Origin of the sequence: Levilactobacillus tangyuanensis, from assembly GCF_003946545.1 — a bacterium.
Taxonomy (GTDB): domain Bacteria; phylum Bacillota; class Bacilli; order Lactobacillales; family Lactobacillaceae; genus Levilactobacillus; species Levilactobacillus tangyuanensis.
Window position 1 is genome coordinate 344,717 of the sequence record NZ_RHOA01000001.1, and the last position, 10,034, is coordinate 354,750.

The 10,034-nt window shown below is 49.6% G+C and carries 9 protein-coding genes and 1 other annotated feature; of the genes, 6 read left to right on the top strand and 3 right to left on the bottom strand.

Going from position 1 to position 10,034, the window contains the following annotated elements; genetic code table 11:
* The first annotated feature begins 4 nt into the window (after window positions 1-4).
* A complete protein-coding gene (locus EKM96_RS01510) occupies window positions 5-1,417 on the top strand; it encodes a cytosine permease (RefSeq protein ID WP_125638761.1) in 1,413 nt (470 codons plus the stop codon).
* 70 nt (window positions 1,418-1,487) lie between these two features.
* Here the strand turns inward: EKM96_RS01510 and EKM96_RS01515 are convergent, their stop codons facing one another.
* From EKM96_RS01515 to EKM96_RS01525, 3 genes are read right to left on the bottom strand one after another with little or no spacing between them, the layout of a single operon-like run.
* The gene (locus EKM96_RS01515; RefSeq protein WP_125638764.1) at window positions 1,488-2,372 is read right to left on the bottom strand and encodes a polysaccharide deacetylase family protein; all 885 of its coding nucleotides are present in this window, start codon (window positions 2,370-2,372) and stop codon (window positions 1,488-1,490) included.
* The gene (locus EKM96_RS01520) at window positions 2,369-2,662 is read right to left on the bottom strand and encodes a hypothetical protein (RefSeq protein ID WP_125638767.1); all 294 of its coding nucleotides are present in this window, start codon (window positions 2,660-2,662) and stop codon (window positions 2,369-2,371) included. Before EKM96_RS01520 ends, EKM96_RS01515 begins: the two co-directional genes overlap by 4 nt.
* A 1-nt stretch (window position 2,663) precedes the next feature.
* The gene (locus EKM96_RS01525; RefSeq protein ID WP_125638770.1) at window positions 2,664-3,887 is read right to left on the bottom strand and encodes a glycosyltransferase; all 1,224 of its coding nucleotides are present in this window, start codon (window positions 3,885-3,887) and stop codon (window positions 2,664-2,666) included.
* Window positions 3,888-4,111: 224 nt separating this feature from the next.
* Between EKM96_RS01525 and EKM96_RS01530 the strand changes: the two genes are divergently transcribed.
* From EKM96_RS01530 to tyrS, 5 genes are all read left to right on the top strand, one after another.
* Window positions 4,112-4,354 carry a hypothetical protein gene (locus tag EKM96_RS01530; RefSeq protein WP_125638773.1) on the top strand — a complete coding sequence of 81 codons (243 nt, stop codon included), beginning with the start codon at window positions 4,112-4,114 and terminating at the stop codon, window positions 4,352-4,354.
* Between the two features lie 93 nt (window positions 4,355-4,447).
* On the top strand, window positions 4,448-5,935 hold the full coding sequence (locus tag EKM96_RS01535) for a helix-turn-helix domain-containing protein (RefSeq protein ID WP_125638776.1): 1,488 nt from the start codon (window positions 4,448-4,450) through the stop codon (window positions 5,933-5,935).
* An 81-nt stretch (window positions 5,936-6,016) separates the two neighbouring features.
* A complete protein-coding gene (locus EKM96_RS01540) occupies window positions 6,017-6,385 on the top strand; it encodes a MarR family winged helix-turn-helix transcriptional regulator (protein ID WP_125638779.1) in 369 nt (122 codons plus the stop codon).
* 231 nt (window positions 6,386-6,616) lie between these two features.
* Window positions 6,617-7,987 (top strand): Nramp family divalent metal transporter, encoded by a 1,371-nt coding sequence (locus EKM96_RS01545; RefSeq protein ID WP_125638823.1) that lies wholly within the window; start codon window positions 6,617-6,619, stop codon window positions 7,985-7,987.
* Between the two features lie 43 nt (window positions 7,988-8,030).
* Window positions 8,031-8,228: a binding site (T-box leader), on the top strand.
* A 56-nt stretch (window positions 8,229-8,284) separates the two neighbouring features.
* Complete coding sequence (tyrS, locus tag EKM96_RS01550; protein WP_125638782.1) at window positions 8,285-9,544, top strand: tyrosine--tRNA ligase; 1,260 nt, start codon at window positions 8,285-8,287, stop codon at window positions 9,542-9,544.
* Window positions 9,545-10,034 lie beyond the last annotated feature (490 nt).

The window sequence follows — 10,034 nt, forward strand, 5'->3', positions numbered from 1 at the left end:
GGGCATGGCTCAGAGTGTCAAAGCGACTGGTCAACCGGCGGAGAAGGAATTTGGCAAGGTCGAATCGATTCCGTTATCGCAGCGCCGGATGTCAAATTGGGATATGTTTGCCACTTGGATTGGCGCAAATGCCAACAACGGGACTTGGTACATTGGTGGGGTGATTGCGGCTTGTGGCTTGGTGACGGCCTCAACAACCCTGGTGATTGTGGGGATTATTTCCTACGCGTTATTAGCGGTGGCCAGTTACATGGGTTATCGGACGGGACTACCGGCCATGGCGTTGACCCGAGCCTCGTTTGGTCTCCGTGGGAGCTTCATTCCTTCGGTGATTAACTTGGTTCAGTTCATCGGGTGGGCCGCGGTTAACACGTTTATTGCCGCGACCTCTATCAGCTATATTTTTGGCGAATTGTTCGGTTGGCCACTGTATGGCAAGCCGGGCGGCACCTTTGGCCTGATTGTCGGTATCCTCATTATGAGTGTCTTGCACTTGTTGAGTATCTCTGTCGGTGAACGATCGGTCCGGTTGATTGAGCGGGTCGGCATTATTCTGGTGGTTATCTTTGTTCTATGGGAATCCATTGTGGTCTTTCGGACCGTTTCCTTCCACCAGATTTGGCAGTGGCAACCGCCGCAGAACTTGCGGATGTCTTCGGGCGTGGCTGCGGATACCCTGGCCGCCTTTAATCTGGCTTGGGTAACGGCAGCATCCGACTTTAGTCGCTTTACGGCGAAGAAGTCAGCGGCCACAACGGCCTCGTTTGCGGGGGCTAACTTCGGGTTGTTCTGGTTTGCCTTCATTGGCTTGTTCGCAACGATTGGCACGGCCGTGACGCTGAATCATTTTGACCCTAATAATTCCGATCCCAGCACGATTGCCGCCAAGCTGGGCCTGGGCATCATTGCTTTACTGGTCATTGTGTTGACCAGTACCACGGCGAATGCCGTTAACCTTATGTCGGCAGGTTCGGCGTTGACTAACATGACCCATCGTCTATCCTTAAATGTGAGTCTTTGGATTGTGACCATCGCGGCCACGGCGGTGACTTTTATTCCAGTCTATCTGGCTAGCTTCCTAGACGTTTTCGAAACCTTCTTGGATGGCATTGGGATGTTTCTGGGACCCGAGATTGCCATCTTCCTGGTGGATTACTTCTGGCTGCATCGACGCCAGTATAAATTGAGTGAGTTTACCAAGGTTCGGGGGGACTACTGGTACACGCGGGGGATCAATTGGGTCGCCGTGACCAGTTGGCTTCTCGGTGTTGTGGCCTACTGGGGGTTGAAACAGATTTCGATGATCGCCAACACGACGGGTGCCACCTTTATTGCCATGGCCTTGACCGCCGTTATTTATGGATTGGCGATGCGCTGGTTGGTACCCACAGCCGGGACTCGCGCCGTTAAAGAGTAAACAAGTTAAAAGAGCCGCCGTTGTTTTCGGATTCAGATTGAATCTGTGAAATAACGGCGACTCTTTTTAATTAATGCGTTAACCAATGGCTCATGGATGGCCAGCTCTCTTGATTGATAATCAGTCGCGGGGTCGCGTTGAGATCGGTTTCGTTGGTGACGATACCGGAGTCTAATGTCGCGACCCAGGATAAGGCTTGCTCGCTCAGAAACTGGTTGATGGCGGTCGTGCCACCACCATACGGGAAGGCGAATGAATTCGCCTGGACCCCGGTGTGGTACAGCAGTTCCTGGACAGACTGGTGATAGTCCTGTTTAAACCTTGGCAGCGCATGTGGTTGCATGAAGACCGGTTGAAGCTGGGCATTTAGATGATGCAGGTCATGCGTGTGGAGTCCCAGCGTCATCTGGGGATCACGTGACCGAGCAGCGTTAATTTGGGACCAACTAGCCATCTGGCTACCTTCGCGGTACATGCCCGTGTTACCAGTAATCACAAATGCCGTAAAGGGCAGGTGATACTTACGCATGATGGGCACGGCATGGTCGATGACAGTCCGGTCAATATCATCAAAGGTTAAGACGACATACTTCCCCTTAATGGGCGTCTTCTGCCTGACCATCTTGGTCATGGTGTCAGCGGAGATGACCTTAACGTGGTGCTTAACGAGATAGGCCATTTGCGCTTCGAATTGATTTGCCGGGACATTAAACTCGTGTAATTGTGAGTTGTTCGATAGGTGCTTGGCCGTCTGAGTCGACCAAGAATTTTCTAGAATCCGATGGTAACAAAAGACCATGATACCATTCTTAAGTTGCTTAAATTTAGTTGGCAGGGCGTAGCTTTCCTTGGCCTGTTGTTGCTGAACGGCTTGTCGCTGAAAGGTCCAGCCCAGCCCGAAGACCAGGGCTACGATTAGACCGATTAGCAGCCATCGGCGTGAACGAGAGGTCATAGTCGATGCTCCTTTGTGAGTTGAATCCAGCGCCAGCCACAATAGCTGGGAACTAAGATGAGTAATAGGCCAATCAGGACCAACAGGTGATCGTTGGCGTGAAGCCTTAGGTTGAGTAGCAGATACAAGCTAACGAGGGTGTCACTGTACCAGCCTAGACTAAAGGAGACGTTGGCGAGCAAAACGGCGACCACAAAGGTCCAGAGGCCAACCAGAATGATTCCCCGACCAAGCCGACTCCGCTGGCTGGTTTGATGCCGGACAATTGGTTTAAATGATTTCTTCTGCATGTTAGATCCCCCGATCCGGACTACGCCAGGTTCCGCGACGTTGTGGGTCAATGATGTAAGACCCAATAGCCGAGAGACAGCTGATCAGATTGACCATCCAGTAGTACAGCACATAGACTGGGACCAGCAAGAGTTCGGACCCGGCCAGTTGTGCAGTCGTTTGTGAAGACCAGAACCCAATGACAAATTGGATGCCACTGAGGGTTAAGAGAACGATCAACAGGTTCCCATCCAGTGCCAGGCCATGCAGGAACAACAGCTTGATGGTGTAGGCCAAGATGCTGAAGGCCGTCATGACGGCCCACAAATTGCTGACGACGGTTTCCAATAACAGGAAACGTTGTCCCAGTGGATTTTGATAAAAGCCGCGCCAATTAGTGACAAGAACCTCTAACCCACCACGGGACCAGCGTTGTCGTTGCTTAATCAAGCCGATTAGTCGCTCGGGCACGAGGATCCAGCAGATGGCTCTGGGATCATACGCCACCCGCCATCCGTGCCGATAGAGGCGCCAAGTGATATCAATATCCTCGGTCATGACGGCCGGATTCCACCCACCAACTTCCGTGAGTGCGGTCCGCCGAAAGGCAACAATGACGCCAGAAACCGTGGTGATATTTCCAGTTAGGTAGGCTTGAGCCTGTTTAATCAGGTCGATCACGCCCACATATTCTAAAAGTTGGAGCCGGCCCAACAGGTTAGACCGGTTACGGACAACCGGTTTGCCGGTGACCGCGCCATAACGCGGATTACTGACCAAGGTCGACATTAAGTGGGTGACCGCATCGGGCGCTAATAGTGAGTCGGCATCGATGGCGATTAGGTAGGCACCGGTAGCAACGGCTAAGCCCTGATTCAGAGCGTTGGCCTTGCCCTGGTTGACTGGTAACCCCACGACCTTGATGGTTAAAGACGATTGCCACTCGACTTGTAGGTCGTACATGAGGGCCAACGTCCGGTCATCACTGCAGTCGTCGATTAAGATGATTTCGTATCGCTGGTAATCTAGGCCAGCTAAAGATTGGACGGCCTCACGTAAAGTGTCGGTTTCGTTGTGGGCGGGTACCAAAATCGAGACGAAGGGTTCCTGATGCGCTGATAGCATTGGCCGGGGATGGTGCCGCCGGAGCATTGCCGAGAAAAGGCAGCCAGAAATCCAAATAATCGAAACGAAGATGGGATAGCCGACCACAAAGGCCGTACTCAGATTAGTAAACCATATCATTAAATTTTCTCCCCCAAAAATTGTTGTAAACCAGGTTAACTAACTAGACTTCTAGAATAGCATGATTCTGTAAGCTAGATGGTGCCGGGATTCAAATGTGGTGAAAACCTAACCTTTAATAAAACTATTTATATCAAGCGCTATTTTGTCAGGCGTGGGGGCGGTGCTTCTCAGGTGGGCGTGGTAGAATAACAGGTGAAGGTTAGATTAGGAGGGTGATCGGAATGATGCAAGAAATGCCAATCTTACCATTGGTGGACCGATTAACGGCGGGCCAAAGTGTGACGCTGTCGACGGACCAAGGTCAAGATGTTCGAGTTTCTCCAGAAGTGAGTGATGGTCAACTGACAGGTAATTACATTAGTAGCCTCCTGCCGGGAATCCGCTATGACGATCCCCGAATTATTCTAAAAGAAACTCTGGCCGAGTTTGATGCTCAAGGCGTCACCGTAACCAGTATTGATTAACGACGGATAGCGACGAGAAATCTCCGGGCCCCTAAGTCTATGGCGCGAGCCAGGCTTAGGGGCCTTTGCTATCCAATCAAGGAGAGGATTCTATTGAAAATAGACTTTGCAATGTTGACGAGTAAGGAACTACTGCGAGTCCAATTGCTGACGTTCATTGATGATCAGCAGGGGGAGTTTAACCTGACCGACTTTGCAACGGAGGCCGATGTTAGTTATTCACGGGCCTATCATGTTTTGTTGAATTTAAGAACAGATTTGTTGGTGCTTGATAGTCAAACCGTTTTGACCAAGGACCATATGCAGACGACGGTGAACTTGGATGATTATCGCCATTGGCTCTACGTACAGAGTGTCCCTTACCAAGTCGTGATGGCGACCCTGGAGGAGTCCTATTCACAAACGGCGGAATTTTGCCAGGAACACGAGATTAGCCTATCGACGTTCAATCGGCGGTTGCGGCCCATGAAGGCCCAATTGGCCCAATACAACTTACAACTGACGGTGAGTCCCTTGCGAATTAAGGGGGATGAATCCCTGATTCAATTGATCTACTTTACCTTCTTCACGACTACGTTGACCCCGGCGTCCGAGCTGCCAACCTTGCCCAAGGACTTGGCCAAGTTGAAAACGACGATTGCCGATACCTACACGGCTGCTAAGTTTTATCAAGACTCGGCGAGCCTGCAACAACGTCGCTCGCTCTTGATCGGAATTGCTTTGGTTCGGTTGCTACATGGGCATCGTTTCCCACCACTCCGGTTACCTTTAGGCCATTTGACGGACCTAAGAGAATTGGCCGGTGTTTTCCAAACCGAGTTGGGCGACACGCCACAGGAGGCCTTGGCGGAGTTGGCCACGTTAGACTATTTGTTAACGAGCTCGCCATACTTTGTGCGGGCCCTTCAGCCACAAGCCATGCAACGACTGTATCAGGGCCTGAAGCAACGCCGAGGGGATTATCAAATGGCGCCAGAGCTGGCGGCGTTAAGTGATTATGCGACCGGTCGTGACTGGTTCGCTAATTGGCTATTCTCGTTATGCCAATTCATGTTACTCTACCGCGTCGATCCGTTGCTTCGTCCGGAAATCACGGCGCTTTACCAGCCAACTGCGGAGTCAAAGGCTGCCGCCTTAGCGATTGCGACCAACATTGCCCGCCTCTATCCACAGCAGGTTGGGCAGAATGACCTGCGCTTGGTTCAACGCTATCTGAGCAAGTACACGAACGGCCTGACGTTAACGGCCGCCAAGGTCGAGATCCTGGTGACCTATGAAATGATTGGCGTGACCACCGACATTTTTAATCGGCTATTGAGTGGTGTGGTTCACCTGAGCCTGTTGACGGCGCAAACCATTGTTGATCCGACCCATCGCGATAACTACTTGGTTATTTATGGGACCGATCCACTCGCAGTCGACTTTGCGAAGCGGCAAGGCATCGAAACCTTCCATTGGATTAAGGAGCTTAGTTATGGGTCGAATCTCGATCGTCTGATTCGAACTTTGCGGCACCATGAACTATCCCTGTTCGCCCTCGACTTTCATAATCGTTCTCAAGGCCCGTTTGGCCAGTCGTAGGCGGAATTTACCAGCGGAGTTTGCTGGTAAGTGCTACAATGAAAACGGATACAATTCTGCTAACGAGGGGAGCGACCGGTTTTGATTGAGACGGGCCAGTTACAGCAGTTAACCAATATTTATAGCTTGGTGACGCAGTGCTACAATCAGCCACTGGGTGAGTTGGATCTGAATTTACCGCAGTGCCAAATGTTAGGCTATGTGGCAGCGGATCGCCTGACGGTTGCTCAGGTTGCCCAGAAGCTAGGATTTTCAGCCACGCGGACATCGAATATGGTGGTTGATTTGTGCAAACGGGGTTACCTGAGACAACAAGTGGCGGAGCAGGACCGTCGTCGACGATATTTAGAAGTGACGGCGTTAGGGGCCAATAAATTGGCATTAATTACGGAGAAATTGCCAGATATTTTGACGAGTACATTGAGTCAATTGAGACTCGCATCCGTTTGAATTTTGAGCAAAAAAGCTAACCGGCGGGTTAGCTTTTTTAATTTGATGATTTTTAGTATGAATTCTTTAATGACGGCCGAGTGGCATGGCCCGCCAGTTGAGGCCATTTCGCGATTAAAATAATTATGGGGTTGGACTGGTTAAATGTTAGGGGACATTAAAAAACGCTTTACAATTGCCGGCCCATCGGTATAATGGTGGGATACCTTAGAGAAAAGAGGAATGGAAATTATGACAGACAACGTTTCAACGAAGCCGCGTGACCTGATGGGCTCCGCAAACGGACCGTCATTGGAAGAGATCAATGGGACGGTTACGATTCCGAAGGAAAAGGGTTTCTGGAAGAACCTGATGGCCTTTTCTGGGCCAGGGGCATTGGTTGCCGTGGGTTATATGGATCCGGGTAACTGGGTAACGTCAATCGGTGGTGGGGCTAAATACGGCTACCTATTGATGTCTGTGATCTTGATTTCGAGTTTAATCGCGATGTTACTTCAATACATGGCGGCTAAACTGGGCATTGTGACGCAGATGGACTTGGCTCAGGCTACCCGAGCACATACGACCAAGCGAATTGGGGCGGTTCTATGGGTCGTCACCGAATTGGCGATTATGGCGACGGATATCGCCGAAGTCATTGGGGGCGCCATTGCCTTGCAATTACTGTTCGGTGTGCCACTGATCATCGGTGTGTCCCTGACTGTTTTTGATGTCTTACTTCTATTATTGTTAACGAAATTGGGCTTCCGAAAAATTGAAGCCATTGTTATTTGTTTGATTGCAGTGATCTTGGTGGTCTTTGCCTATGAGGTTATTATTGCGCAGCCTGATATGGGGGCCGCAGTAGCGAACTTTGTGCCACGGACCGAAATTATGCATTCCGGCCAATTGACGATGGCCTTGGGGATTGTTGGGGCGACGGTTATGCCACATAACCTGTACCTCCATTCATCGATCTCACAAACCCGAAAGTTCAATCGGGAAGATCCCAGTGAAATGGCACGGGCCGTTAAGTTCACCACGTGGGACTCTAACATCCAGTTATTTGGGGCATTCGTGATTAACTGTCTACTTTTACTCTTGGGAGCGGCCATGTTCTTTGGCAAAGGCGCCGATCAATTGGGAACCTTTGGGAACTTGTACGCGGCCCTGCAAGATAACAAATTGGCCGGTGCGGTTGCTTCGCCACTATTATCAACGCTGTTTGCAGTTGCCCTCTTGGCGTCGGGTCAAAACTCGACCATCACGGGAACGCTGACGGGACAGATTACCATGGAAGGGTTTATTAACCTGAAAGTGCCGTTGTGGGTCCGTCGGTTATTGACGCGGTTGATTGCGGTTGCCCCCGTGATCATCGTGACCATTTGGTTCGGTGGGGATGAGACCGCCTTGGATAACTTGTTGGTGAATTCGCAAGTCTTCCTATCCATTGCCCTGCCTTTCTCCATGATTCCACTGACGGTGTTCACATCGTCTAAGAAAATTATGGGTGAACGTTGGGTCAATAAGCCCTGGGTAACGATTTCGGCTTGGACGTGTACGGTGGTCTTGACGATTCTGAACTGTCAGATTGTCTGGGAAAGTATTCGCGGCCTGTTTTAGCGCGGTGTATTGACTTTTGTCGAGACTCCCGGTATCATCAATTGCATAAGCGAAGAATCAGTTGAGTAGTGAAGGCGGCTCTGGTGAAGAGACCTAACGGTGCTGGAAGTTAGGCCATCCGTCTTGATGAATTACGCTGTGGAGCGGCCGTTAATTCGGCGGGTCATTCCGTTAAAGATGACGAGCGGTTGTCGATCGACAACAACTTGGGTGGTAACGCGGATTTTAATTCGTCCCTGATGGCATTGGCCATTAGGGACTTTTTTTATTGTTGAGCACAATCTAGGAGGAACGTATATGTCAATTATTGATGAGTTAAAGTGGCGTGGCGCCGTGAATCAGCAGACCGATGAAGACGGCCTGGGTAAGTTAGTTAATGAAAAGGCCGTTGGCTTGTATGCAGGGATTGACCCAACAGGGGATTCCATGCATATTGGTCACTTGATTCCATTCATGATCCTGAAACGGTTCCAGTTGGCTGGTCACCGTCCTTACATTGTTATCGGTGGGGCAACGGGGTCAATTGGTGATCCTTCCGGTAAGAAGGCCGAACGTGTTCTACAGACGATGGACCAAGTCCGGCATAACCAGGACTGCCTGACTCATCAGATGGAACATCTCTTTGGGCAAGACGGGTCGTTCAAGATTGTGAACAACTACGACTGGTTATCTAAGATTTCTCTATTAGACTTCTTGCGAGATTACGGGAAGCTGTTTAACGTGAATAACATGTTAAACAAGGAAGTCGTTGCGTCACGGCTGGAAGTTGGGATTTCATACACGGAATTCACGTACCAAATTCTGCAATCCATTGACTTCCTCCACCTGTTTGAGGCGGAAGATGTTCAACTGCAAATTGGTGGGGCTGACCAGTGGGGGAATATCACCGCCGGGATCGATTTGATCCACAAGCAACATGGTGCGGATGCACGGGCGTACGGGTTAACCATTCCGTTATTATTAAAGGCCGATGGGACTAAGTTTGGTAAATCCGAGGGCGGTAACATCTGGTTAGACCCAGAAAAGACCTCACCATACGAGTTCTACCAGTTCTGGATCAACACGGATGATCGGGATGTCGTCAAGTTCCTGAAGTACTTCACATTCTTAGATGAGGATGAAATCAAGCATCTTGAAGCTACGGTGGCTGACCATCCTGAGAAGCGTGAGGCGCAGATTCGCTTGGCAGAAGAAGTGACCGAGTTTGTTCACGGTAAGGATACCGTTGTTGAGGCCCAACACATCACGAAGGCTTTGTTTTCCGGGGATGTGGCTGATTTAACGGCTAGTGAAATTGAACAAGGTTTCAAGAAGATGCCATCAGTTACCGTTAATGCTGACCAGAAGAACATTGTAGAATGGTTGGTTGACGACACTAAGATTGAATCATCTCGGCGTCAAGCGCGTGAAGACCTGACCAATGGGGCGATTCGGATCAATGGTGAAAAAGTTACAGCAACGGACGTGGATATCGATCCAACGAGTGCGTTCGATGGAAAATTCGTGATTGTTCGTCGGGGAAAGAAGCGGTACTTCCTGGTTCGTGTTACTAATTAGGTTAGTTTTGTTGGCGTGAATGACTGATTAAGTCGTTCACGCCTTTTTGTTGCTCAAAAAAGGCGAACGCTGTAATCATAAAAAACAGGAAACACACGGCCGTCAGGTAACTATAATTACTGCTTTCAACTATAAGGTATGGCTTTGAAAAAAGATTCGAATACTTTCATATTTTAGTTGACGGGTGGGAGCTGAGTTGTTATAGTTATATACGTTGTCACGACGAGTCACCAACTAGACCAATTGATTAATTGAAATTAGTTATTGACAAGGATGACAACGAAATGATATTCTAATAAAGCTGTCGCTTAGCGATGGAAAATCAGTCAGGAACGTTGTTAAATCAAACTTCTGGTTGACGTTATATCACTCGTATGGTATGATAATTAAGTTAGCTGTGAGAGCAGATAACTGGTAGACCTTTGAAAACTGAACATTGTTTCGACAAACCAAATATGTGTAGGGCGGTTTGATATTTATATCAAACCCA

What these genes read in the sequence shown, in the direction of transcription:
- EKM96_RS01515 (WP_125638764.1), bottom strand. Translation starts at nt 2,372, where the DNA reads ATGACCTCTCGTTCACGCCGATGGCTGCTAATCGGTCTAATCGTAGCC.
- EKM96_RS01520 (WP_125638767.1), bottom strand. Translation starts at nt 2,662, where the DNA reads ATGCAGAAGAAATCATTTAAACCAATTGTCCGGCATCAAACCAGCCAG.
- EKM96_RS01530 (WP_125638773.1), top strand. Translation starts at nt 4,112, where the DNA reads ATGATGCAAGAAATGCCAATCTTACCATTGGTGGACCGATTAACGGCG.
- EKM96_RS01510 (WP_125638761.1), top strand. Translation starts at nt 5, where the DNA reads ATGGCTCAGAGTGTCAAAGCGACTGGTCAACCGGCGGAGAAGGAATTT.
- EKM96_RS01545 (WP_125638823.1), top strand. Translation starts at nt 6,617, where the DNA reads ATGACAGACAACGTTTCAACGAAGCCGCGTGACCTGATGGGCTCCGCA.
- tyrS (WP_125638782.1), top strand. Translation starts at nt 8,285, where the DNA reads ATGTCAATTATTGATGAGTTAAAGTGGCGTGGCGCCGTGAATCAGCAG.
- EKM96_RS01525 (WP_125638770.1), bottom strand. Translation starts at nt 3,887, where the DNA reads ATGATATGGTTTACTAATCTGAGTACGGCCTTTGTGGTCGGCTATCCC.